General features: G+C 44.5%; 20 protein-coding genes. 5 read left to right on the top strand and 15 right to left on the bottom strand.

Annotation, left to right across the window (positions count from 1 at the left end; all coding sequences use genetic code 11):
• Positions 1-152: 152 nt before the first annotated feature.
• The 15 genes from BQ7997_RS20630 to BQ7997_RS20560 all read right to left on the bottom strand — a co-directional run bounded on the left by BQ7997_RS20630 (position 153) and on the right by BQ7997_RS20560 (position 16,022).
• Positions 153-503 (bottom strand): PqqD family protein, encoded by a 351-nt coding sequence (locus tag BQ7997_RS20630; protein ID WP_044656263.1) that lies wholly within the window; start codon positions 501-503, stop codon positions 153-155.
• A gap of 7 nt (positions 504-510) precedes the next feature.
• The gene (locus BQ7997_RS20625) at positions 511-1,899 is read right to left on the bottom strand and encodes an MFS transporter (RefSeq protein WP_044656264.1); all 1,389 of its coding nucleotides are present in this window, start codon (positions 1,897-1,899) and stop codon (positions 511-513) included.
• Positions 1,900-2,143: 244 nt separating this feature from the next.
• Positions 2,144-2,539: a preprotein translocase subunit SecG gene (secG, locus tag BQ7997_RS20620; protein WP_044656265.1), complete on the bottom strand. Its 396-nt coding sequence runs from the start codon at positions 2,537-2,539 to the stop codon at positions 2,144-2,146.
• Between the two features lie 6 nt (positions 2,540-2,545).
• A complete protein-coding gene (locus BQ7997_RS20615; protein ID WP_044656266.1) occupies positions 2,546-3,304 on the bottom strand; it encodes a hypothetical protein in 759 nt (252 codons plus the stop codon).
• Positions 3,305-3,309: 5 nt separating this feature from the next.
• Positions 3,310-3,837, bottom strand: a complete 528-nt coding sequence (gene lptE / locus BQ7997_RS20610) for an LPS assembly lipoprotein LptE (protein WP_044656267.1) — start codon at positions 3,835-3,837, stop codon at positions 3,310-3,312.
• Positions 3,824-5,068, bottom strand: a complete 1,245-nt coding sequence (locus BQ7997_RS20605) for a sigma-54 interaction domain-containing protein (RefSeq protein ID WP_073347863.1) — start codon at positions 5,066-5,068, stop codon at positions 3,824-3,826. The genes lptE and BQ7997_RS20605 overlap by 14 nt, the downstream gene beginning before the upstream one ends.
• Before the next feature lie 7 nt (positions 5,069-5,075).
• Positions 5,076-6,170: a 4-hydroxythreonine-4-phosphate dehydrogenase PdxA gene (pdxA, locus tag BQ7997_RS20600; RefSeq protein WP_073347862.1), complete on the bottom strand. Its 1,095-nt coding sequence runs from the start codon at positions 6,168-6,170 to the stop codon at positions 5,076-5,078.
• A gap of 4 nt (positions 6,171-6,174) precedes the next feature.
• Positions 6,175-7,215: a DUF4837 family protein gene (locus tag BQ7997_RS20595; RefSeq protein ID WP_044656599.1), complete on the bottom strand. Its 1,041-nt coding sequence runs from the start codon at positions 7,213-7,215 to the stop codon at positions 6,175-6,177.
• Between the two features lie 18 nt (positions 7,216-7,233).
• Positions 7,234-8,268 carry a dual-specificity RNA methyltransferase RlmN gene (gene rlmN / locus BQ7997_RS20590; protein ID WP_073347861.1) on the bottom strand — a complete coding sequence of 345 codons (1,035 nt, stop codon included), beginning with the start codon at positions 8,266-8,268 and terminating at the stop codon, positions 7,234-7,236.
• 142 nt (positions 8,269-8,410) lie between these two features.
• Positions 8,411-10,552 (bottom strand): peptidylprolyl isomerase, encoded by a 2,142-nt coding sequence (locus tag BQ7997_RS20585; RefSeq protein ID WP_073347860.1) that lies wholly within the window; start codon positions 10,550-10,552, stop codon positions 8,411-8,413.
• 119 nt (positions 10,553-10,671) lie between these two features.
• Positions 10,672-11,928 carry a hemolysin family protein gene (locus tag BQ7997_RS20580; RefSeq protein ID WP_073347859.1) on the bottom strand — a complete coding sequence of 419 codons (1,257 nt, stop codon included), beginning with the start codon at positions 11,926-11,928 and terminating at the stop codon, positions 10,672-10,674.
• 3 nt (positions 11,929-11,931) lie between these two features.
• Positions 11,932-12,543, bottom strand: a complete 612-nt coding sequence (gene lptC / locus BQ7997_RS20575; protein ID WP_044653369.1) for an LPS export ABC transporter periplasmic protein LptC — start codon at positions 12,541-12,543, stop codon at positions 11,932-11,934.
• Between the two features lie 43 nt (positions 12,544-12,586).
• Entirely contained in the window at positions 12,587-13,912 is a 1,326-nt protein-coding gene (locus BQ7997_RS20570) for a hypothetical protein (RefSeq protein ID WP_044653368.1), read from the bottom strand.
• 63 nt (positions 13,913-13,975) lie between these two features.
• Positions 13,976-15,247 (bottom strand): BamG family beta-barrel-assembly machinery protein, encoded by a 1,272-nt coding sequence (locus BQ7997_RS20565; RefSeq protein ID WP_073347858.1) that lies wholly within the window; start codon positions 15,245-15,247, stop codon positions 13,976-13,978.
• Positions 15,234-16,022, bottom strand: a complete 789-nt coding sequence (locus tag BQ7997_RS20560) for a type III pantothenate kinase (RefSeq protein ID WP_073347857.1) — start codon at positions 16,020-16,022, stop codon at positions 15,234-15,236. The genes BQ7997_RS20565 and BQ7997_RS20560 overlap by 14 nt, the downstream gene beginning before the upstream one ends.
• Before the next feature lie 362 nt (positions 16,023-16,384).
• Here BQ7997_RS20560 and lnb point away from each other — a divergent pair, with 362 nt between their 5' ends.
• From lnb to BQ7997_RS20535, 5 genes are all read left to right on the top strand, one after another.
• On the top strand, positions 16,385-17,572 hold the full coding sequence (gene lnb, locus BQ7997_RS20555) for a lipoprotein N-acyltransferase Lnb (RefSeq protein WP_073347856.1): 1,188 nt from the start codon (positions 16,385-16,387) through the stop codon (positions 17,570-17,572).
• Positions 17,572-19,146: an alkaline phosphatase family protein gene (locus BQ7997_RS20550; RefSeq protein WP_022137665.1), complete on the top strand. Its 1,575-nt coding sequence runs from the start codon at positions 17,572-17,574 to the stop codon at positions 19,144-19,146. The genes lnb and BQ7997_RS20550 overlap by 1 nt, the downstream gene beginning before the upstream one ends.
• Before the next feature lie 106 nt (positions 19,147-19,252).
• Positions 19,253-22,573 (top strand): preprotein translocase subunit SecA, encoded by a 3,321-nt coding sequence (gene secA / locus BQ7997_RS20545; protein ID WP_073347855.1) that lies wholly within the window; start codon positions 19,253-19,255, stop codon positions 22,571-22,573.
• A gap of 161 nt (positions 22,574-22,734) precedes the next feature.
• Positions 22,735-23,841 carry a DUF6340 family protein gene (locus BQ7997_RS20540; RefSeq protein WP_022137667.1) on the top strand — a complete coding sequence of 369 codons (1,107 nt, stop codon included), beginning with the start codon at positions 22,735-22,737 and terminating at the stop codon, positions 23,839-23,841.
• 60 nt (positions 23,842-23,901) lie between these two features.
• Positions 23,902-24,348, top strand: coding sequence for a hypothetical protein (locus BQ7997_RS20535; RefSeq protein ID WP_073347854.1), 447 nt, complete (start codon positions 23,902-23,904; stop codon positions 24,346-24,348).
• Positions 24,349-24,359 lie beyond the last annotated feature (11 nt).

Below are 24,359 nucleotides of genomic sequence, written 5' to 3'. Positions count from 1 at the left end.
ATTTTTTTTGCAGACAGAATAATAAATTTCTTTTTAAACAGAAGAACATAAGAACAAAAAATGAAACAGTAGTAGTTTAATGACCGGCAGAAATAATTTTCCAAGCGCAGTTTTTATGTTCTTTTGTTCTTATGTCTAAATTAAATTTCCATTTATAAGACCGGCGTCATTAGTTTTACAAATCCATCTTTCTGCATCTGAAAAAGATAAGCAGATATACGCGACTCGTAGCCCGCTTCATCCTGAAAATGGTCTGCGAGTTTTTCTATAATCTCACGAACCGTACGCTTCCCGTCTATCAGTTCCCATACAGCCGTACCGTGTTCTTCCAAATGCACATGATGATCTTTCGACATTCCTTTCGGCACAAGGAAACGTTGCATCCACGGATACTTGAAACGGGGAAAGGAGAGCACAATAGTCTCCCCTTCCCGTTCTGCTGTAATATGTTCACTGCGACAGGGAATAACCTCAAGCAGGTTTATTTTCTCTTTGGCAGCCATAGTTTTTTTACTTCTGAATATTTGCTTCTTCCAAACCGTAGCCTTTCTTCTTGTTTTCTGCTTTCAGCATCAAAGCAACAATCAAAGCCAATACACCAAAGAGAGCAAAAATACTCATGGGCAGCGTATAATCATAGGTTTGTGCGCCGTCTATCACCGGGCCTTTGCAGTAAGAGTTCAACACCCATCCGATCAACAAAGGTACACCCATCAATCCCCAGTTCTGTACCCAAAAGATCAGAGCGTAAGCCGTACCCAACTGTTTTTCCGGGATAATCTTCGGAACAGAAGGCCACATAGCCGAAGGCACTAGTGAGAAGGCAAAACCCAGGATAATCATAATAATGGTAGCAAACCACCATATATTCAAAATAGGCAAAGCAAACATCGTATGCACGAAAATCAACATGACAGAGCCAATCACCATCAACGTAGCTCCCTTACCGATACGGTCATAGAGCGAACCGAACAACGGAGTCAATATAATAGCGCCAATCGGCAACAGTCCGGGGATTGTTCCTGCCAGTTTCGGATCTACATTGTATTTCTGCACCATCAAATCCGCCGCATACTTGATAAACGGAAATACTGCCGAATAGAACAATACGCACAATAACGCAATCAGCCAAAATCCCTTATTCGTGATAATATAGACAATATCTTTCATGCGGAACGGCTCTTCAGGCTCCAGCCCCTCTGCGTCCAAAGATGCATCCAACTTCTTGTCATAGAAAGTATAAATGAAGAAAGCAATCGTACCTACACACAACATAATCAGACAAAACAGAATCGGAGCAGGAATATTAGTATGGAACGCCCCACTCTCGTCCGTATATCCGAAGAAGTCTGCCAAAGGTACTGTCATCACCATTGCCAGGGTTGTTCCGATACGTGCCGTAGCCATTTCAAGTCCCATGGCCAACGCCATTTCCTTGCCTTTGAACCACTTCACAATAATCTTGGAAACAGTGATACCCGCAATCTCCACACCAACTCCGAAAATAGCATATCCCAATGCCGCCAAAGTAACCTGCATCTTGAATCCGAAAAGCATAGCTCCTTCCGGGAATGTAGTCGAAACCGCATAATATTTTAATCCGCAGCCCAGTACCATCAACAGACAAGCTCCCATTCCGGTAAAACGGACACCCATCTTATCCAAAATGATACCACCCAAAATAAGCATCACCAGGAATACATTAAACCAACCATAAGCACTTGTGAAGAAACCGTAATCAAGGCTGTCCCATAATAATTCTTTCTCGAGCATGGGCTTTAGCGGAGACATTACGTCGGTGAGGAAATAGCCGCATAACATAGTAAACGCGACCAATGCTAGAACACTCCAGCGTAGCAGAGCGGAGTCATTCAACTTCTTTTTCAATTGTTCTGTCATTGTTATATTTAAAAAGTAATTAATAATCTTATACAGCCAACAAAGGTAGTTAAATCTTGTTTGTTTTCAACACAAAGAGATTGTTTTTACAAGAAAAAGTTAAATGCGGATTACACTGAGTACGCGGAACATTGAAAATCCGTGTAATCTGCGCAATCCGCACTTAAATATCAGAGAAGTAAGGCATCAACCCATCTTCCCTTAAATGGTTTTACCCAAATAGTCTTACAGTATCCGGAGCGATTTACTCTGCTGCAGGAGCAGGAGTTTCAGCAGCCGGTGCCGGAGTTTCTGTAGCAGGCGCGTTAGTAGCAGGAGCTTCAGATTGAGGCGCAGCCGTACCTGCGGGTAAGTTATACGGGTTAGTTTGTTGTTCTTTCTGTGCTTGTTCCAACACTGCGTCTGTAGCAACAGCCGAACGGGGAACAACATAAGCGGTAGCAATACTCATTACAACCATGAAGATAGCCAGACCCCACGTTGCTTTCTCCAGAAAATCTGTAGTTTTGCGTACGCCCATAATAGCGTTGGATGAAGAAAAACCGGAAGCAAGACCGCCCCCTTTTGAGTTCTGAATCAACACGATGAAGCACATCAACAAGGCTGCAATCACCATTAAGATAACGAATAATAAGTACATCTTTAGTTATTTTGAATTAGCGTTAATAATCAATTTCTCCAAAAATCTGATTTGGTCTGCAAAGTAAGCATTTTTTTTTGGATATTTCAAGCTTAATTTTTTAATTATTTCAAGAGCTTTTGAATATCGTTGCTGTTTAACATAGATTTTTGCCAAAGTTTCTGTAAAACAGCTGTCATCATCCTCTTCTTCCGTACTTGCTTCGTTCGAAGGAGTAGCGGATGCTTCCACTTCTTCTCGCAAAGGTTTCATGTAGAGAGGAGAGTCGCTTTCGCTCTTTTCGATGAAGTCGTCGATCAGTTCAAAGCCTTTCAACTTGGGCGTTTCCTCTCCCGCTTCGTCCGTAGCGGGAGTCTCTTCGAGCAGATAAGAAGTATAGTCCATCGAGTAGTCAAATCCGGTCTGCGCAGTCACCTCTTCGGGAGCTGTGGATAGGAAAGCATCAATCAATGCTAATGTGCGGTCTACGGATGGTTCGTCTTTCAGCACTTCCGTCAACGCCACTCCCTTTTTCCGGGACTGAAGGTCGAAACGGCTGCCTTCGATCAGTTGGAACAACTTCCGCCGGTCGGCAATGTAAAGGACGGCTTTCCGCAGTTCCCCGCCGAAATTAATATCATGGAGAATATACAGGTTTTTGAGATACAGCAGGCGGAGCGACTGGAAATACGGATATCTCGCAAGAAGATTGCGCAGTTCGTACAAAGTATCCCTGTTCAGCGTTTCAGGATGCTGGATCCATTGTTGAAAGTTGGCGGAAATCATTTATATTACCAGTTTGCTACGGTTGCATTGAATATTTGGTCGGTTATCTCTTTAGACATTTCGGCAATCAACCCATCCTGCACGGCTGTCAGCAACTGACTGGAGTCGTAGGTACGGAAAGCGGAGAATTGTTGTTCGAAGTCTTCGGCATGATTTGTGTTGTTGACAAAGCGTACATTGACTGTTATGGTCAACTTCGTTTCCGAAGAATAACCATCGGCGGATACTGCCTGGTTGTACTGATTGTATCCCGTGATTTCTCCGTCAATCTGCAAGTCCGCATTCTGATTCGGTTTCAGCAATTGCAGGCGGGTCTGACGGATAAATATATCTTTCAGGTCTTCATTGAACTTCGTCGCCAACGGAGCATATACGTACTCCGACTTAATCGGGAAGTCGGCAATGGAGATTGTCTTCACCTTATCATAGTTGATAGATGAACCGTTAAACTTATAGGAAACAGTGCACGCGATGACCACTACCGGCAAAACGACCAGTAACAGAGGGCGTGTTATCTTCTTAATCCAAATCATATTCTTTTATTTTTCTATAAAGCGTACGCTCTGATATATTCAAATCTTTTGCCGCACTCTTCCGTTTTCCGTGATGTCTCTCAAGTGCCTTGCGTATCATTTCTTTTTCTACTTCATCCAAAGACAGCGGAGTTTCTTCTACATACTCTTCCGTATCCTGTATATCGTCATCGTCCCTGCGAACAGCCGGTTGAGGTTGTTGCACGGTATGAATGATGGCAGGTACGGAAGGTTGATGGGGTGTCGTCACCACCGGAGTGGCAACCACCGCTCCTACCTGACTTACCTGTCCGGCACGTTCAGCCATCAGGTTGTGTACCATCTTCTTCAGTTCGGCCACTTCCTGACGCATATCGAACAGGACGGAGTAAAGGATTTCCCGTTCGCTTTCAAAACCTTTACTTTCACGCGTTCCCATCAATGCCGGAAGGCGTTGCATATTTTGTGTCGGAAGATAGGTCTGCAAGATAGCAGCGTTAATTTCCCTGTTCGTTTCGATAATCGAAATCTGTTCCGTGATATTCTTCAACTGGCGCACGTTGCCCGGCCATGAATAAGCCAGTAACTCCTTCTTTGCATCCTCTGTCAACTGGATAGCCGGCATCCGGTATTTCTCCGCAAAGTCCGCCGCAAACTTACGGAACAGCAGAAGCACGTCTTCTCCCCGCTCACGCAAAGGCGGTATCTGAATGGGCACGGTGTTCAACCGATAATATAAATCCTCACGGAAACGCCCCTCTGAAATAGCCTGCACAAGATTGACATTGGTAGCTGCCACAATACGCACATCGGTCTTTTGTACCCTTGACGAACCTACTTTCAAGAATTCACCGCTCTCCAGCACACGAAGCAAACGCGCCTGGGTAGGCATCGGCAACTCCCCTACTTCATCGAGGAAAATAGTACCGCCGTCGGCTTCACCGAAATATCCTTTCCGTTCGCCGATAGCACCGGTAAACGCGCCTTTCTCATGCCCGAACAGTTCGGAATCAATCGTACCTTCCGGGATAGCCCCGCAGTTGACAGCAATATACTGTCCGTGCTTTCTCCGGCTATATTGATGAATAATCTGTGGAAAACTCTCCTTTCCGACACCGCTCTCTCCGGTAATCAACACGGACAAATCGGTAGGAGCTACCTGAATGGCAACATCGATGGCACGTGACAATGCTTCGGTATTGCCAATAATACCGAAACGCTGTTTCACTTGTTGTATCTCCGCTCTTGTCATCACTCTTTTAATCCTCGTCTACTGTATCCAGTTTTAGTTTATCACTATCGTCCCGTTTCTCGTAATACTGTTTCCGCAACGGATTCGCACGGGCTACTTTCTCCCGCTGGCGATTACGGAACACATCAATGGCAACGTAGATTGCCTGACGGAAAGAATCTTCACTTGCCACTCCCTGACCTGCAATGTCATAGGCAGTGCCATGAGCCGGAGAAGTGCGCACTACCGGCAGACCTGCCGTATAGTTCACCCCGTCGTCCATTGCCAACGCCTTGAACGGAGCCAGTCCCTGGTCGTGATACATAGCCAGGATACCGTCGAAATGAGTATAATTGCCCGAACCCATAAAGCCGTCGGCCGCATAAGGACCGTAGCAAAGGATTCCTTTTTCTTCCATTTCCTTCATCGCAGGAATAATTATTTCCTGTTCTTCCATTCCCAGCAAACCACCGTCTCCGGCGTGAGGATTGAGGGACAACACTGCAATGCGCGGGGCACCGATACCGAAATCCTGTTTCAGGCAATGATGGAAGATCATCAACTTCTCCTGAATCAGTTCCTTGGTAATCGTAGTTGCAATCTCCCTGACAGGGATATGTGTCGTCACCAAAGCCACGCGGAAATCATTCTTCATCAGAATCATCAATGACTTGTCGCCATTACCCAAACGTTCTTCGATATATTCCGTATGTCCGGGGAATGAAAACTCTTCCGAATGGATAGTATGTTTATTGATAGGAGCTGTCACGATAACGTCAATCAGCCCTTCACGATATTCTTCGATGGCACGTTCCAATGCTCCCAAGGCAGCTTTGCCCGCTTCGGGATCGGGTTTGGAAAATTCCACTTTCACTTCATCGTCCGTACAGTTCACTACGCTCAAACGATTGTATCCCGCTTCGGAAGCCGTATTGACAATACTGAAGTTAGTCTGAATATCCAATGCTTTCCGATGATAAGCAGCCACTTTCGGCGAACCGTAAATTATCGGAGTACAAAGTTCCAACATGGTAGGGTCTGAAAATGTCTTTAAAATCACTTCATAGCCTACCCCGTTTATATCTCCCTGGGTGATGCCGATTCTTATTTTGCTATCTTCCATTTCTTTACTTATTAGTTTTTTCCGCTTCCTTAGATACACCGCCCAATGGAATCTGATTCTGCTGAACTTCATTCGGAAGTTTCAGCGTGTAAAGAGATGCTTCCATCTGGCGAACCAGGTTGCGTTTCATTTTATCAGGTGAATAAACAAATATCTCTGCTGTAATAATCCGTTGGTTTTTCTCGTCCAGGCGAGTGTGTGATACATACGGGCCACCCATGAAGTCACCCTTCATGCGCCATAGTCCGCGTGCTTCCAGTGTGTAGCTGTTTTGCACATTGATTGGGCGTACATCCGTCAACAGACTGTCGGTTGACATATAAACGCCTTCCTTGAATCCGGGGATATTGGCCTGCATCACAGAGTCACGTTTGTGAACGAAGTATTCTTTGGTGAAGGTGTCCTTATCGGTATAAGGATAAGAGTACATTACGAAATTCTGGTCGGCAGTACCTGTGTTGGTAGAAGCCCAGAAGAAATCTTCACCGGTCTTGGAGTTGGTCAACTCGGCAGGCAGCCAGATGTTGCATCCGAACAGGCTGTCCACCTTCTGTGAGATGAAGTTGCTGTGCTTCTTTTCGAGGAAAGTGATCTGACGGTTCATTTCCGCACGGGTAAAGAAATCGACAATCGTCTTTTTATTTTCTTCCACAAACTTCCCGAACTCTTCTTCATTCGGAGCCTGGATAGTCAGAATCATCTGCGGATTGGCATATACATCTTTCGCATACTTGAAAGAAGCTTTCGTATATATATCCTGTATGTCTACAATAATAATGTTACGTATCAGCTTCAGCGTAGAATCATAATCTTTCGGTGAAGTGTACATGATACGGAAAGAAGGTTCCGATTGCGGCAAGCCGGGCACGTCAGAATCAAGTGCATCATGCAAAGCCCTTCCGGCCGCACGATCCCAAACACCGTGATCTACTACTACCAAAAGCTCGTATGCACGTCCACTAGAAGTGTGGTTTCCTTTCAGACCACAAGAAGCAACGACAAAGGCTACCAAAGCGATGCTCAAATAAAAAAAGTACTTTTTCATGATGTTCGGTTTTATATATTAACTCTGATTATTTTCCTCTTGCTTCGCTGTCGAAAGCATACCGCAAGCCGCAAAAATATCTTCTCCCCTTGAAGAACGGATCGTAGTGAAAAGCCCGTGCGACGTCAGATAGTCACGAAAACGGGTCATCGTATCCATATCCGCCCCTTCAAGATTGACTCCCGGTATGGCATGGAAACGAATCAGATTCACCCTGCAATCCAGTCCGCGAAGAAGTTTCAGCAACTCTTTGGCATAGACTTGCGAGTCATTAAGCCCCTTAAAAACAATATATTCAAACGAAAGTCGGCGCTGTTTACTAAAATCATAGTTTTTTAACAGTTCCACCATTTCAGTGATGGAGAACGCCTTTTCCGCCGGCATAAGTTCGGAACGTTGTGCAGTCACCGGAGAGTGCAGGCTGATAGCCAGGTGGCAGTCGCTTTCTTCGATAAAACGCTGCAATCCTTTCCGTAGGCCGACCGTAGAAAGAGTGATGCGCTTCGGACTCCATGCATATCCGTAGGAAGCAGTCAGTATCTCCAATGCCTTCAATACTTCGTCGAGGTTGTCGAGCGGTTCGCCCATGCCCATCATCACCACATTGGTCAGTTTGTCACGTTCGGGCAATGAATGGATTTGATTGATTATCTGATTGGCGGTCAGGTGTGCTGTAAAGCCCTGCTTTCCGGTCATACAGAATTTGCAGTTCATCTTGCAGCCTACCTGTGAAGAAACACAGAGCGTCGCCCGGTCATCGTCGGGAATATAAACCGATTCTACAAAATGACTATCACCAACCCTGTACAAGTACTTCACCGTACCGTCCACAGAGCGCATTTCATCGACCGGTGTCTCCGCTCCTACCTCATAGTTCTGCTTGAGCAGTTCCCGGTTCTTCAATGACAAATTAGTCATTTCATCAATCGAGGTTACCTTCTTCCCGTAAAGCCATTCCACAATCTGCTTGGCGGTAAAGCCGGGCATTCCCAGTCTTTTCACCAACGATTGAAGCTCCACAAGGTTCATTCCTAAAAGAGGATATTTAGACATCATTCTTTCCGTTCATGGTTTATATTTGCAAATGTAAGGAAATAAAGTCGATTTCCGTATAGCGATAATGTAAAAGTTAACAAAAAAGGTCGTTCCCGAAAGAGGAACGACCTTTTGCAGTTATCGTTTATACGATTAATTCTTAGAAGAACAGGAAGCGTGTATCTTTCACATTTGCTTTCAGATACAAGTCGTTCATCAGACGGCTGGCGAAACGTGCGTGCATATTAGCCAATGTAGCTTCTTCTGTTTTTGCATCGAATGTTTCGTTCAGTTTGTCTTTGCCATATACTTGCAGAACAAATACTCCGGCGTTACCTTTGATAGGAGCGCTCAACTTGTTCACTTCAGAAACAGAAGCATAAGCGCCTACCAGCGGTTCGCTGCTGCGCAATGCAGATACGTAAGCAGGAGCTGCGAATGTAACCATCTTCAAAGAGTCGCTTACAGCGTCAGTCATAGACTTATATTGGTCGAATGAAGTTGCGTTGGCAGCCTTCATGTCAGCCATGATTTTTTCAGCTTTCTTATCTTTTACGATTTCAGCTCTCAACTGATCCTGTACGGCTTTCAGCGGACGGTATCCTTCCGGTTTGATGTTTACCAAGCCAACCACAATCATGTGATCGCTTTCGCCGCATTCGTATAAGCCGGAAACTTCACCCGGTTTAGCTTTATCAAATGCCCATCTCAAAGCTTCTTTTGTACCTCTCACACCACCGATACCATGTTCAGAGCTATTCAAGTCAGCCCTATCCAACAGTCTGTATCCGGCTTCTTCAGCATTAGCCACCATCTTCTCAACAGAAGGATTAGCAGCGATAAACTGGCTGAAATCATTGTAAGCACGGTTGTAAGTTTCTTTGCTGAACTCTACTTCACGCTTGATAACAGCTACTTTATATTTGTCTTTTACGGCTTTCTTGTTAGTCACCTGAAGAATTACGTTAGCTTGTCCCATCGGCAAGTTTACCAGTTCGTTCACACCTGTGCTATTGATAGCAGAGATGAATTTCAGGTTATCACCATCGATCTGCGCACCTTCATATTGTGTGGCAGTCAACCAGTTAGAGTCACCTGTCTGACCGTATTTCTTAGCCAGGTCTGCGAAGTTTGCACCACCTTTAAGAGCATTGTAGATACTGTCTGACAAAGCCTTAGTCTTCAATGCATCTTCAGCATACACCTGAATCTGACGGAATTCCACAGAGTCGGCAGCAGCAGCTTTAGCTACAATCTTGAAAGAGTTGATAGTATTATCACCACCATTGTAGTAAGGGCCGTAAACAGTACCTACGGAAGCAGAGTCCAAACGAGCCACTACATCCGACGGGAATGCCGTCTTGTTATAGAACAGGTCTACATAAGGAGCTTCAGAACCTACCGAGCGAACAAACGATGTATAATCATCTGTTGTAGTAGCCAACTGTGCAGTTGCTTCATCTACTTCTTTCTGGATAGCAGCTCTGTCTTCAGCGCTTGCAGTCACCTGAACATCAATGTATTTGATGTCACGAGTTTCCTGATATTGCTTGAACTGTTCTTTCTTCTTGTTGTACAGGTCTTTCAATTCCGATTCTTTCACTACGATAGTAGAGTCTACTACTGAAGAGTAAGGAACGCCTGCCAGCAATACATTGTATTGGTTCACACGCGCGTCGAAAGCATCCTGTGCTTCTACCGGATTAGAAATAAGAGCCTTGGAAACCAACGCCTGGTATTTTTCAGCCAAACGGCTTTGAATCAATGTCTTCTGGATGAATGACCAGTATTTATACATGTTGTTGTATTGTTCTGCATACTGTGCCGGCATCTGTGATTCGCTCATCTTCGCATATTCAACGAGGAATTTGTTCAACATATCCTTGTCAAAGTTTCCTGTTTGCGGATTCTGGAAAGGAGTCTGACGCAGCAAAGGATGGACTCCAGCCTTCAGGATATCCTGAATTTCAGCATTAGAAACAGTCAGTCCCAGTGCTTTAGCTTCTTTTTCAATCAGTTTATTGTTTACATAGGAACGCCATACTTCGTCGCGCACCTGGTTGGTCTGATCGTCGTTCAAGGCGGTCACTCCACGCATGAGTTTCACCACTTCGGTATATTCTTCTACCAAATTCTGATACTCTTGAGCGGAAAGAGCGTCTCCGTTCACCTCACCTACGTCATGTGCCTGATGCGGCTGCATCACCTTCCATGCGTCACCCGCAATGAAAGCAAACAGCGCCAAGCCGATAACAATCACCAATAGAGGTCCTTTCGACCTAATGTTTTGTAACGTTGCCATTTTGATTAATACGATTTATGTTTATTATTATTTCTTTCTTTTGTCGTTTTAGCGCACGAAGATACAAAAAATGCTAATATGCATCTATTTATTAGCCAAAAATTTCTTGATTATCGCTATTATTCCAAGACTTTCAAGCGCACAAGTTCTATTTTTGTCGCCGTGACCTTGATTATCTTGAACTGATAGTTCCCTACCTGAATGATTTCATGCAACTTCGGGAAACTTTGATATTGGTTGAGAATCAACCCGCCCACCGTCAGATATTCGTCTGATTCGGGCAAATCCAGTCCGAATGTTTCATTCACTTTCTCTATTTCCAAACGGGCTGACAACACATACTCGTGTTCCTCAATCTGCTTACAGATATAGGAAGTGTTGTCGTGTTCGTCTTCTATATCGCCAAAAATCTCTTCCACCAAATCTTCCAACGATACAATGCCGGACGTTCCACCAAATTCATCCACCACCACAGCAATCGTTTTCTTCTGCTGCATGAACAGTTTCATCAGTTTGTGGGCAGACATCGTTTCAGGCACAATCGGCACCTGTTTCACATTATCATGCCAGTTCTTCGGAGCACGAAACATTTCCGACGAATGGATATAACCGACCACATTGTCGATATTGCCGTCATATACGATAATCTTGGATATACCGGACTCTATGAATCGACTTTTCAGTTCGTCCAGCGAAGTAGTCAGGTCAACCGCCACCACTTCCGTGCGCGGAACGATACAGTCACGGATTTTTATATTCGAGAAATCAAGCGCATTCTGAAAGATTTTCACTTCCGTATCCAATTCTTCTTCGTTCTCAGCATTGTCGATGCTACTTTGTACGAAGTAATCCAGATCGACTTTTCCAAAAGCAATGTCGGACGCGTCCTTGTTCACTTTCATTCCGAAAAGACGAAGGAACAAACAGGATACACCGGAAGCGAACTTGGATATAGGATACAAAATGACATAACAAACAATAAGCGGAACGGCAAAGACATTCAAAACCAGATTTGGATTGATCTTGAACAATGTTTTCGGCAAGAACTCTCCGGTCACCAATATAATCAAGGTAGAAATAATGGTCTGCGCCAGCACCATAAGGAAGTGGTTGTCAATGAATCCCGCCAACAGGTTGTCACCGATAATTTGCGCCATCAGGATACCGTAGATAACCAAGGCTATGTTATTCCCCACCAACATGGTAGAGATAAATTCATTCGGATTCTTGAAAAAGATAGATAGGATACGAGAGGTGATCCCCCCCTTACGCTCCATTTCAAAACGCAGTTTGTCTACCGAGACAAAGGCAATCTCCATTCCCGAAAAGAAAGCAGAGAAGACCATGGTGATTATTAGAGATATATAAATATTCATAGTTTATTTCACAGAATCTTTTTTCACGGAGTCCGGCAAGGCTTTTACTTCCGGTTGAGTAGTACCCGCTTCGTCGTCTACATAGAAAATACCTTCTATATTATGAATGGTATAGACGGTCATTTGCTGATTGGAGTCGAAACCATGTCCGGTGATAATCCTGTCGGGTTGCTGGATACGTATAAACTTGTCGGAATATACTTTCTGGGTAGCTTCGTTCCAATAGAGCAGTTCCGTGTTAAAACGTTCACCCTTCCGGTTCTGTATATCTACGTTCCCTATCAGCTTCCAAAGCCTTTCTTTGTCATAGTAATAGGCAGTATCCGCTTTGATACTGGCTTCTACATGAAAGATAGAGTCGAACTGTTCGAGATATACTCCTTTTTCAAATGCCCAATAGGAAGGTTTCTTACGGTCATAAACCTGCCACTCTTCCGTATTCACCCTGTAACGTGTCACTCCTGAATCGGATATAAGGGTAGTGACCCCTAATGTCTGCATTACGGGAAGAGAATCGCGTTCGGTGATAGCCTCACCCACTGCTTTCGTCTTACCGCCGCATGAGGGAAATAAAAGAAGCATAACAATTGTCCCAAGGACAATTGTTATGCTCATGCTTTTATGCAACAAACGTTTACTTCGTTTTCGCAACATACATTTATCGAATCGTTGTAGTCTCTCCGATCCAACCGCCGATAGTGATGCGGTCGCCTTGCTTGTAACCTAACATAAAGAGGTCCTTAGCCTGCGGAGTATGACCTGAATATCTACCGATTAAGCTGTTAGCTTCTTCAGCTACACTTGGGTCTACTTGTTTTGCACGTTGCAATTTGTCGATTACTGCAAAATATGTACACTTGTTCAAAGCGTTTTCGTCACTCCAGTTAGGACTCATTGCATAAAGGTTAGCAATCAGAATGTAAGGAGCACCATAGTTTTCGTTGTAGCTGATAGCTTTCTGACAGTAAGCTCTGGCTTGAGACAACTTCTTGGCAGAAGCCAATACTGCTGCCGCAGCATATGCCTTTTCGGCTTTCTTCACATTATCAGTTTCCAGGTTTATTGCTTCGTCAAAGAACTTCACGGCACCGTCAATGTCACCTTTCTTGAACGCCTGATAAGCACAACCGGTAGCTGCTTCTGCTGTCGGCTCTATTTTGTATGAATAGAAAGATGCCTGTTGATAAGCGTCACTTTCAGTACATCTCATCATTTTCATGATGTCGATTACTTTCTTCAAGTATTCCAAATCCTTTTGGTTAGCTTCCACTTTCGGGCCATAGATACTTTGCAGTGATTCGCAGTCAGCAGTTCCACTGTTTACAAACAGAGCAACCAGGTTATCTTTAATACCTTGCAGGTTTTTCTTCTTTGCTTCATTGGTTTCAGCAGCGATAGCACCATCAGCATATTCAGAAGCAGCCAAGTAATCCTGGATGAATTGTTCTTTATGGTTAGGGTCTGCTTTCAGTTTATCCAATGACATTTGCAGGAAATAGAACAAAGTGGCAGCAGCCGATTCAGCTTTCACTGCATTTACAGACTGGCTCAGCCATTGATAAGCCTGATTTACGTCAATCTTCGGAGCCAAAGCAATATAGTCTACCGCTTTGATACCCAACGCTTCCTCAGGAGAAGATACTTTGGTTCCTTTAGCCAGAAAATCAGGCGTGTATTTGATACGCAAATCATGCGTATTCATCAGTTCATCAAAATATTTTTGGTATTCCGGATTATTCTTGTCCTTGATTTGAGCCATCAAGCCCTTCAGAATTTTATATCCGTCAGTAAAGGTATAGAAACGAAGCGTCGGACAGTTTTCCAACACAGCTTTCCAAGGAGTATACGCATCTTTAAAATTACCTGCACGCACAGCTTCATGCGAAATACTACTGTTTGAATTACAGTTTGACGCATCCTGTGCTATTGCAGTGGTTGCCCCTGCTGAAAGGACCAACATAGCCACAAGCGTTTTAATCTTCATTGTATTTAAATTTTAGTTGTTATTATAAAGTCGTCTATTCTCTCTCACTTTGTTTCAACTTAATTATTCTACCCTGCGTTTAAAGAACCAACGCTCGTTGAACGTCAATCCGATACTCACACGGAAGATATTTTCATTCACAAAATTCGTTTCCTGTCCACTCACACGGACAAACTGTCCGCTGATGCTAAGGATAGAACGTGAACGGGGTACAGGCAAACCGAAACCGGCAGTTACGCCATATTCGCGGGCAGCCTTTTTGCCGTCAATCTTATAATACGGAGTCGTATAATAAGCTCCCAAACGGTATTTGATATGGGATAAGTAAGAACGTCCTATTAAATTAGGAATGTATTCCGCACCCACTGATATTTTATGACGGTCATTATAAGCATAAGTTTCCTCAAACTCTGCACGCGTAGCATCATCTGTGGCAGCTACACCGAATTTAGCCTTAGACCATTGTTGCAAACTATAATCCACGCCGACTGTCAACCGCCTGTCATAATTGTATGTAAAACCGACTCCGAACATATTCGGAAGTTCCAGCGTAGCATCCAAATCATTACTGTTGGTCGTACTAGCCTGTGTCGTTATAGTATAATCATTATTCAGTTTATGCTTTGGAGAGAATACTGCTCCAATAGTCACTGAATGTTTTTTACTTAATTCCTGCGTATATTGTGCACCGAAATCCAGTTTATAGTCCGAAACAGAAACCCCTATCTGCTGTACATAAGAGTAAGATTCCGATGTCGCGGGATAAATAATGGTACGTGCACGGGTTATATCTCCCCAAAAATAAGAAGCATTCACTCCCAGTGAAAGATTCTTCAGTACTTTTACACCGATACCACCATAAAGCTGATGCAATCCCCCATCTCCCGTAAAACTCCGGGTCTGACTGACTCCGTTTTCATCTTTACTGTCAGATACAGAATATCCCACATTCGAGAATGGCAACAAACCTACACTCATCGCTATCCTGGGATGCAGACGAAACTGCATAGCCAGGTAGTCGAAACTAGAGTTCTTGGCGTTCAGTTTCACACCGCCGCCACTAACATTCATATTTTGCAGACTGACACCCCCTTCAAATAGGAAAGTCAACGAGTCAATGGCTGTATACGAAGCAGGATTCAATGGATTGATCTGTGCTCCATCCCGGAGTCCAAAAGCAATTCCTCCCATCGCTTTGCTATTTCCGAAACTTTGATCGGACAAGTCGCCATAGCCATATCGTGTATAAGGAGAGTTTGTATTATTTTGAGCAATTGCCATTCCGGTAACCATCGTGAGCAAAAGCGCACATAGTGTGTGTTTAAATCCTACCATTATTATAGTTTAAAATTCTATTTAATCCTTTCAACACTAAAAATCTATCTGCAAAGATGATACTTTTTACGCTGCTATCAAAAGAAAAATCATCTCCGCCCGTTAAAAAAACCAAAAGTTCAGGATATTTATGCTTCATAGACTCAATATAACCTGAAATTTCGTATTCCATGCCTTTCAACACTCCGGCGCGTATAGCGGTTTCGGTGTCCCGTCCCATCGGGAGTTTACGCCCGTTGGAGTCAATCAGGGGCAAGCGTCCGGTGAACTGGTGAAGTGCCTTGAAACGCATCTGCATGCCGGGAGAAATATTACCACCATGATACTGCCCTTTCGAGTCAATAAATTCATAAGTGATACAAGTTCCTGCGTCAATGACCAATATATCGTTGTGAGGAAACTGCTCATTAGCACCTACCACAGCAGCCATACGGTCGTACCCCAGCGTTTCGGGAGTTTCGTACAGATTGACCACCGGTAAGGGCGTTTTGTAGTTGAGCCACAATAGAGGAAACGGCAAAGCTGCCAAATCGGCAAGTATCCGTTCGCTTAAATCAATGACAGTAGCCACAATTCCCTGCTCTATCGGGTATTTGGAGCAAAGAGCTTTCAAACAATCCAATGATTGATTGGATTCAGTCAGCACTTCCACCATCTCCCCATTATTGAAGAGGGCGACTTTCGCCATTGTATTTCCTATGTCGATAATTAAATTCAATGCATTTTCATCTTTAGCGGGCGCAAAGGTAAAGTAAAAAAAGAGAAATTGAAGCATATAGAGGGAATTATCTTGTTTTTTCATTTTAGAAAATCCGGTTATTGCGAAAATCGAACTATCTATTTTTAAATAGATATTTTATTATTTATTGTTTATAATGTGTTACGCAAAGCGTTACGCACGTTATTTTTCGCCACATACAAACCATTAATTCACAATGCATTGCAATGCAAATTCAGTGTTACGCAAAGCGTTACGCTACCAGTTTACAAATATTCCCTCAAACAGAGGCTCTGTTGCATCCAAACGAAGCGTCTATTTACCCCAAACAGACGCTCTATTCAGATAAAACAGACGCTCTGTTTCCCGAATCCAACAATTCTTCGTATATTCGCCGCAAAAATAAAACGAGCCTACTAATGAAACGGTCTTTTTTATATTCAATCTTTTCTCTTTTTTTGTTGCTTCTGCCCTGCGGACAAACAACTGCCAACAGCAATGACTCCATCCGTCTCAGCCTGCTGACCTGCGCTCCCGGAGAAGAGATATATTCCTTGTTCGGACACACAGCTATCCGTTACGAAAATCCTTCACAGGGTGTAGACGTTGTTTTCAACTACGGCTTATTCAGCTTCGATACTCCAAACTTCATTTTCCGTTTTTCTCTCGGAGAGACAGATTATCAACTGGGAGCCACCAATTACTCCCATTTTGCAGGGGAATATGCTTTCTTCGGACGTAGCGTGTGGCAACAGACCTTGAACCTGACTAATGAAGAAAAAATCGACCTAATCCGGTTATTACAAGAGAATCACCGCCCTGAAAACAGGGTGTACCGTTATAATTTTTTTTACGACAATTGTGCTACCCGTCCCCGTGACAAGATAGAGGAAAGCATTGCAGGCAAAGTGATTTATCCCACTGAACCGCAGGACGGTTCCCGTTCATTCCGTGATATTGTACATCAATATTGCAAAGAACATCCGTGGGCACGTTTCGGTATTGACTTATGTATCGGAAGCGAAGCAGACCAACCTATCACGCAACGACAGATGATGTTTGCGCCTTTTTATCTGATGGATGCCTTTGCCGGAGCGCAGATTAAGAATGACTCCATACAACGTCCGCTCACAGAAGCCTGTGAATTGATCGTGGACGCAACTCCCGAAGAGGATGAAAGCGGATGGATACCCACTCCTCTGCAATGCGCGTTACTCCTATTTATATTAACAGCCGGTACTACCATATACGGCATCCGGCGAAGAACCGGATTATGGGGTGTCGATCTACTTCTCTTCGGTGCGGCAGGTATCGTGGGATGCGTTCTTGCCTTTCTTGCCCTCTTCTCTGAACATCCGGCTGTCAGCTCCAATTTTTTATTGCTGGTGTTCCATCCGGGACAACTTCTTTTCCTGCCATATATCATTTATTGTGACCGAAAAGGGAAGAAATGTTGGTATTTAACCCTGAATCTAGTCGTTTTAACACTTTTTATAGTGCTTTTTCCACTAATTCCGCAGAGATTTGACTTTGCTGTTGTACCTTTGGCACTCTGTTTGCTGATACGTTCAGCGAGCAACTTAATAGTGACATCTAAAAAGAAATAATGAAAGGACTACTAACTTCCCTCATCACCGTACTCACCTTCACAGGACTGCAAGCACAGTCGTTGCCTACCGCGCCTAAACTTGTGGTAGGGCTGACTATTGACCAACTGCGTACGGATTACCTGGAAGCATTTTCGTCACTCTATGGCGAGAAAGGCTTCAAGCGCCTTTGGAAAGAGGGAAGAGTGTTCTATAATGCCCAATATACTTTCAGCGGTGTAGACCGTGCCTCGGCCATAGCTGCCATTTACAGCGGTACGACTCCTTCCATGAACGGAATCATCTCCAAACGATGGATGGACGCGTCTACCCTGCGTCCTGTCAACAGCACGGACGATACGGCATTCATGGGTTACTATACCGACCAAACGTGTTCGCCCGGCAAATTACTAACTTCTACCATTGCCGACGAGCTTAAAATAGCGACGCAGGGCAAAGGGCTTGTATATGCCATCGCCCCTAAATGCGACGCGGCTATTCTTGCTGCCGGACATGCCGGAAACGGTGCTTTTTGGATGAATCCCAATACGGGAAAATGGAGCGGAACCACTTATTATGGAGAATTTCCCTGGTGGGCAAGCCAGTACAATGACCGCCAAGCTGTCGATTTTCGTATTGCAAACATAACTTGGGAGCCTGTTTTTCCACGTGGGATGTACACTTTCCTGCCAGATTGGCGGGACATGGTTTTCAAATATAAATTTGACGATGACCGTAACAATAAGTACCGACGTTTCATCACAAGCCCTTTTGTGAACGATGAAGTAAACGCTCTTGCCGAAGAAGCACTGAACAAAAGTTCAATCGGCATGGATGACATAACTGACTTATTGGCACTGACCTATTATGCCGGTAACTATGCACATAAATCCGTACAGGAATGTGCCATGGAAATGCAGGATACGTATGTACGTCTCGACCGCAGCATTGCCAACCTGCTCGAATTGCTCGACAAGAAAGTAGGTCTGCAAAATGTACTTCTTTTCGTCACTTCCACCGGATATACGGACAGCGAATCAGCCGATTCGGGACTGTATAAGATTCCCGGCGGAGAGTTTTACCTGAACCGTTGCGCAGCTTTGTTGAATATGTACCTGATGGCTACATATGGTGAAGGCAAATATGTGGAAACGTATCATAACCAGCAGATTTACCTCAACCATAAGTTACTGGAACAAAAACAACTGAACCTGACGGAAGTACAAGAGAAGTCCGCCGAATTCCTCATGCAATTCAGCGGAGTGAACGAAGCGTACTCCGCCAACAGGCTTTTATTGGGTTCATGGACACCGGAGATTTACAAGATACGTAACGGATACCATCGTAAACGTTCGGGCGACCTGGTGATTGACGTCCTTCCCGGATGGACAATGGTGGACGAAAACACCAGTGAAAGCAAAGTAGTACGCCATTCATTTATACCTTCACCGCTGATTTTCATCGGTCACTCGGTGAAACCGGCTATCATACAGACTCCTGTAACTATTGAACATATCGCGCCTACACTGGCACATTTCATGCGCATTCGGGCTCCCAATGCCTGTTCGGCTGCACCCATTACTGACTTACGGTAAAAGTTTACTCACAAAAACAGGGTGCAAAACATTAATAAATCAGCATTTTAATGTAACTTTGCGCAAGAATTTTTAAATAGATAAATAATAAACATACTTATATAACATGGGATTTAATGAAATTTTAAGCTCGATTTTCGGAAACAAATCCACGCGAGACATGAAAGAAATCAAACCCTGGGTAGAGAAAATTAAAGCTGCTTACCCGGAGATTGAAAAACTGGACAACGACGCACTCCGTGCCAAAACGGAAGAAATCAAAAAATACATCTATGAATCGGCTTCCGCCGAACGTGCGAAAGTGGAAGAATTGAAAGCGGGTATCGAAAGTATCGAACTGGAAGACCGCGAAGAAGTCTTTGCACAAATAGACAAGACAGAAAAGGAAATTCTGGAAAAATATGAAAAAGCACTGGACGAAGTTCTGCCCGTCGCTTTCTCCATCGTGAAGTCAACTGCCAAACGTTTCGCAGAAAATGAGGAAATCGTAGTGACTGCTACGGATTTCGACCGTCAGCTTGCTGCTACAAAGGATTTTGTCCGCATCGAAGGTGACAAGGCGATTTATCAGAATCACTGGCTAGCCGGCGGCAACGACACGGTGTGGAACATGGTTCACTATGACGTACAGTTGTTTGGTGGTGTCGTTCTGCACAAAGGTAAGATTGCGGAAATGGCAACCGGTGAAGGTAAGACGTTGGTAGCTACTCTCCCGGTATTCCTGAACGCATTGACCGGAAACGGCGTGCACGTGGTAACCGTGAATGATTATCTGGCAAAACGTGACTCCGAATGGATGGGGCCTCTTTATATGTTCCACGGTTTGAGCGTGGATTGTATCGACCGTCATCAGCCGAACTCCGACGCACGCCGTCAGGCATATATGGCTGATATTACTTTCGGAACGAACAACGAATTTGGTTTCGACTACCTGCGTGATAATATGGCTATCAGCCCGAAAGACCTGGTACAGCGTCCGCACAACTACGCTATCGTCGATGAGGTTGACTCCGTATTGATCGATGACGCACGTACTCCGTTGATTATCTCCGGCCCTGTGCCAAAGGGCGACGACCAACTGTTCGAGCAACTTCGCCCGTTGGTAGAACGCCTGGTAGAAGCACAGAAGGTATTGGCAACCAAATACCTGTCAGAAGCCAAGAAACTGATCGCATCGAATGACAAGAAAGAGGCGGAAGAAGGATTCCTTTCCTTATATCGTAGCCATAAATGTCTGCCGAAGAACAAGGCTTTGATTAAGTTCCTCAGTGAACAGGGCATCAAGGCCGGTATGCTCAAGACGGAAGAAATCTACATGGAGCAGAACAATAAGCGTATGCACGAAGTTACTGACCCGTTGTATTTTGTTATCGACGAGAAGCTGAACAGTGTAGACCTGACAGATAAGGGCGTAGACCTGATTACCGGTAATTCTGAAGACCCGACCTTGTTCGTTCTTCCCGATATCGCCGGACAACTCTCGGAACTGGAAAATGTGCCGAACCTGACTAATGAAGAGAAACTTCAGAAGAAGGATGAGTTGCTGACTAACTATGCAGTTAAATCGGAACGCGTACACACGATCAACCAATTGCTGAAGGCTTACACGATGTTCGAGAAAGACGACGAATATGTAGTTATCGACGGACAAGTGAAAATTGTAGACGAACAGACCGGCCGTATCATGGAAGGTCGCCGTTACTCTGACGGTTTACATCAGGCTATTGAAGCTAAGGAACGTGTGAAAGTGGAAGCTGCTACGCAGACTTTCGCCACGATTACTCTGCAGAACTACTTCCGTATGTATCACAAGCTGTCCGGTATGACCGGTACCGCCGAAACGGAAGCAGGCGAACTTTGGGACATCTATAAATTGGACGTAGTCGTAATCCCGACCAACCGCCCGATTGCCCGTAAGGATATGAATGACCGCGTTTACAAAACTAAACGTGAAAAATATAAAGCTGTAATCGAAGAAATCGAGCGATTGGTTCAGGCAGGACGCCCGGTACTGGTAGGTACTACTTCGGTGGAAATCTCCGAAATGCTGAGCAAGATGCTTACCATGCGTAAGATTGAGCATAGCGTATTGAATGCGAAGTTGCACCAGAAAGAAGCCGAGATTGTAGCGAAAGCCGGTTTCAGTTGCGCAGTGACGATTGCTACCAATATGGCAGGTCGTGGTACCGACATCAAGCTGAGTCCGGAAGTGAAAGCTGCGGGCGGTTTGGCTATTATCGGTACGGAACGTCACGAATCACGCCGTGTAGACCGCCAGTTGCGTGGTCGTGCAGGACGTCAGGGTGACCCGGGTTCTTCCGTGTTCTTCGTGTCACTGGAAGATGACCTGATGCGTCTGTTCTCTTCCGACCGTATCGCGAGCGTTATGGACAAACTCGGTTTTCAGGAAGGCGAGATGATCGAGCACAAGATGATTTCCAACTCTATCGAACGTGCGCAGAAGAAGGTGGAAGAAAACAACTTCGGTATCCGTAAACGACTGTTGGAATATGACGACGTTATGAATAAGCAACGTACCGTTGTTTACACGAAACGTCGCCACGCTTTGATGGGTGAACGTATCGGTATGGATATCGTGAACATGATTTGGGATCGTTGCGCCAACGCTATCGAAAACAATGATTTCGAAGGCTGCCAGATGGAACTGCTTCAGACGTTGGCTATGGAAACTCCATTTACCGAAGAGGAATTCCGCAACGAGAAGAAGGATAAGTTGGCTGAAAAGACTTTCAACATCGCGATGGAGAACTTCAAGCGCAAGACTGAACGTCTGGCTCAAATCGCCAATCCGGTTATCAAGCAGGTATATGAGAACCAAGGACATATGTACGAGAACATCTTGATTCCTATCACGGATGGCAAACGTATGTACAATATCTCCTGTAACCTGAAAGCGGCTTACGAATCGGAATCCAAAGAAGTGGTGAAAGCATTCGAGAAGTCAATCCTGCTTCACGTTATCGACGAATCATGGAAAGAGAATTTGCGTGAACTGGACGAACTGAAACATTCCGTACAGAATGCCAGCTACGAACAGAAAGACCCGCTGTTGATTTACAAACTGGAGTCTGTGACTTTGTTTGACGCCATGGTTAACAAGATTAATAACCAGACTGTATCTATCTTGATGCGCGGACAAATTCCTGTACAAGAAGCTCCGGACGAACAAGCTGCACGCCGTGTAGAAGTACGTCAGGCCGCTCCCGAACAACGTCAGGACATGAGCAAGTATCGTGAAAACAAGCAGGATTTGACTGATCCTAACCAGCAGGCTGCTGCCAACCAGGATACTCGCGAACAGCAGAAGCGCGAACCGATCCGTGCGGAAAAGACAGTAGGACGCAATGATCCCTGTCCATGCGGAAGCGGTAAGAAGTACAAAAACTGTCACGGTAAAAACGTTTAAAGAAATTGAGAATTGAAAATTAAAAATTGAGAAACAAGAGGTTTCTATTTCTTAATTCTCTATTTATAAAAGAAAGTCTCAAACGGTTAAAAACTGTTTGAGACTTTCTTTTATTCTTTCAAAATAGTACTTTTGTTCAAATTACTAAAGAGAACAAAACTATGGCAAAATCTTATTCACTGGCTTTCGTTTCTTTGTTCCTGTTGGCATTGAGTAGTTGCCAAAGCCTGGAGCAGATTTCCATTGACTACCTGCAACCGGCAGACCTTAGCTTCCCACCGCAACTTCGGAAAGTGGCAGTCGTGAATAACACCGGCAATGCGCCGGATAACAAACTGATAACGCAATCTGAAAAAATCAGGGAAAACTCACCGATAGTAAGCCGTGCGACAGCTTACGCGAATGGAAATGTCAAAGTAGCGACAGAGGCACTGGCTGAAGAAATCGCTCATCAGAACTATTTTGATGAAGTGGTGATTTGCGATTCCGCTTTGCGGGCAAATGACAAGTTGGCTCGGGAAAGTACGTTGAGTCAGGAAGAAGTCCGCCAACTGGCTTCGGATTTGGGTGTAGATTTGATTATTGCCGTAGAAAACCTGCAACTTAAAGCGACAAAGACTGTCCGGTATCTGGATGAGTTCAATTGTTTCCAGGGAGCGGTGGATGTCAAGGCGTACCCTACCGTCAGGATTTACCTGCCCGAACGAAGCAGACCGATGAATACACTCCACCCTACCGACAGTATCTTTTGGGAAGAGTTCGGTGCTTCGGCAGTAGAAGCTGCCACGCATATGATTCCCGACAGGGAGATGTTGCACGAAGCCGCTGAATTTGCAGGAACAATTCCGGTAAAGTATATTGTTCCGATGTGGAAAAAAGGGACAAGGTATCTATATACCGGCGGTTCAGTGCCGATGCGGGATGCCGCCGTCTACGTACGCGAAAATTCATGGGACAACGCGCACGAACTTTGGCTTCAGGCTTTCGAGGGTACGAAGAGTGAAAAGAAAAAGATGCGGGCTGCCCTCAATATTGCAGTTTACTATGAGATGAAAGATAGTCTGCCCCAAGCACAGGAATGGGCTGAAAAAGCTCAGCAGCTAGCCAAAAAGATTGAGAAAAAAAATGTAACTGAAAACACTCATGCTACCATCGACGATGTGCCGAATTATTATCTCACCAGCTTGTATTTGGCAGAATTGAAGGAGAGAAATGCCCAATTACCCAAGCTAAAGATGCAAATGAGCCGATTTAATGACGATTTTTAAAGAAATCGTGTATCAAATCTTATTTTTTTTATACCTTTGAACTAACAAATAGAAGGAACTATGAAATTGAGCCAACAATCACTATCGATTATCGAAGCGGCTATCCAAAAGGCTGTCGCTAAATATATATGTAACTGTGAACAAACCGCTGTTACGGACATTCATCTCCAACCGGATCAGACTTCGGGACAACTGACTGTTTACAACGATGATGATGAAGAGTTGGCAAACATCATGATAGAAGAATGGGCTACGTATGACGGCGATGATTTCCAGGAAAACGTGGAACCTTCCCTGCGCAATATCCTTTGCAGGATGAAAGATGCGGGCGACTTTGACAAGGTTACGATTCTGAAACCTTACTCGTTTGTGTTGGTGGATGAGGATAAGGAGACAGTGGCAGAGTTGTTGCTGGTGGACGATGATACGATATTGGTGAATGACGAGTTGCTGAAAGGACTGGATAAAGAGTTGGATGATTTTCTGAAAGAGTTGCTGGAGAAATAAGATAATTTCGA

Source organism: Bacteroides congonensis, assembly GCF_900130125.1.
Taxonomy (GTDB): domain Bacteria; phylum Bacteroidota; class Bacteroidia; order Bacteroidales; family Bacteroidaceae; genus Bacteroides; species Bacteroides congonensis.
Note: the sequence above shows the minus strand (reverse complement) of the source record. Positions and strands in the feature narration are given on the sequence as shown.

Bases quoted from the DNA above. Each gene is read 5' to 3' on its own strand.
- BQ7997_RS20630 (WP_044656263.1), bottom strand. From the start codon at position 503: ATGGCTGCCAAAGAGAAAATAAACCTGCTTGAGGTTATTCCCTGTCGC.
- BQ7997_RS20625 (WP_044656264.1), bottom strand. From the start codon at position 1,899: ATGACAGAACAATTGAAAAAGAAGTTGAATGACTCCGCTCTGCTACGC.
- secG (WP_044656265.1), bottom strand. From the start codon at position 2,539: ATGTACTTATTATTCGTTATCTTAATGGTGATTGCAGCCTTGTTGATG.
- BQ7997_RS20615 (WP_044656266.1), bottom strand. From the start codon at position 3,304: ATGATTTCCGCCAACTTTCAACAATGGATCCAGCATCCTGAAACGCTG.
- lptE (WP_044656267.1), bottom strand. From the start codon at position 3,837: ATGATTTGGATTAAGAAGATAACACGCCCTCTGTTACTGGTCGTTTTG.
- BQ7997_RS20605 (WP_073347863.1), bottom strand. From the start codon at position 5,068: ATGACAAGAGCGGAGATACAACAAGTGAAACAGCGTTTCGGTATTATT.
- pdxA (WP_073347862.1), bottom strand. From the start codon at position 6,170: ATGGAAGATAGCAAAATAAGAATCGGCATCACCCAGGGAGATATAAAC.
- BQ7997_RS20595 (WP_044656599.1), bottom strand. From the start codon at position 7,215: ATGAAAAAGTACTTTTTTTATTTGAGCATCGCTTTGGTAGCCTTTGTC.
- rlmN (WP_073347861.1), bottom strand. From the start codon at position 8,268: ATGTCTAAATATCCTCTTTTAGGAATGAACCTTGTGGAGCTTCAATCG.
- BQ7997_RS20585 (WP_073347860.1), bottom strand. From the start codon at position 10,552: ATGGCAACGTTACAAAACATTAGGTCGAAAGGACCTCTATTGGTGATT.
- BQ7997_RS20580 (WP_073347859.1), bottom strand. From the start codon at position 11,928: ATGAATATTTATATATCTCTAATAATCACCATGGTCTTCTCTGCTTTC.
- lptC (WP_044653369.1), bottom strand. From the start codon at position 12,543: ATGAGCATAACAATTGTCCTTGGGACAATTGTTATGCTTCTTTTATTT.
- BQ7997_RS20570 (WP_044653368.1), bottom strand. From the start codon at position 13,912: ATGAAGATTAAAACGCTTGTGGCTATGTTGGTCCTTTCAGCAGGGGCA.
- BQ7997_RS20565 (WP_073347858.1), bottom strand. From the start codon at position 15,247: ATGGTAGGATTTAAACACACACTATGTGCGCTTTTGCTCACGATGGTT.
- BQ7997_RS20560 (WP_073347857.1), bottom strand. From the start codon at position 16,022: ATGCTTCAATTTCTCTTTTTTTACTTTACCTTTGCGCCCGCTAAAGAT.
- lnb (WP_073347856.1), top strand. From the start codon at position 16,385: ATGAAACGGTCTTTTTTATATTCAATCTTTTCTCTTTTTTTGTTGCTT.
- BQ7997_RS20550 (WP_022137665.1), top strand. From the start codon at position 17,572: ATGAAAGGACTACTAACTTCCCTCATCACCGTACTCACCTTCACAGGA.
- secA (WP_073347855.1), top strand. From the start codon at position 19,253: ATGGGATTTAATGAAATTTTAAGCTCGATTTTCGGAAACAAATCCACG.
- BQ7997_RS20540 (WP_022137667.1), top strand. From the start codon at position 22,735: ATGGCAAAATCTTATTCACTGGCTTTCGTTTCTTTGTTCCTGTTGGCA.
- BQ7997_RS20535 (WP_073347854.1), top strand. From the start codon at position 23,902: ATGAAATTGAGCCAACAATCACTATCGATTATCGAAGCGGCTATCCAA.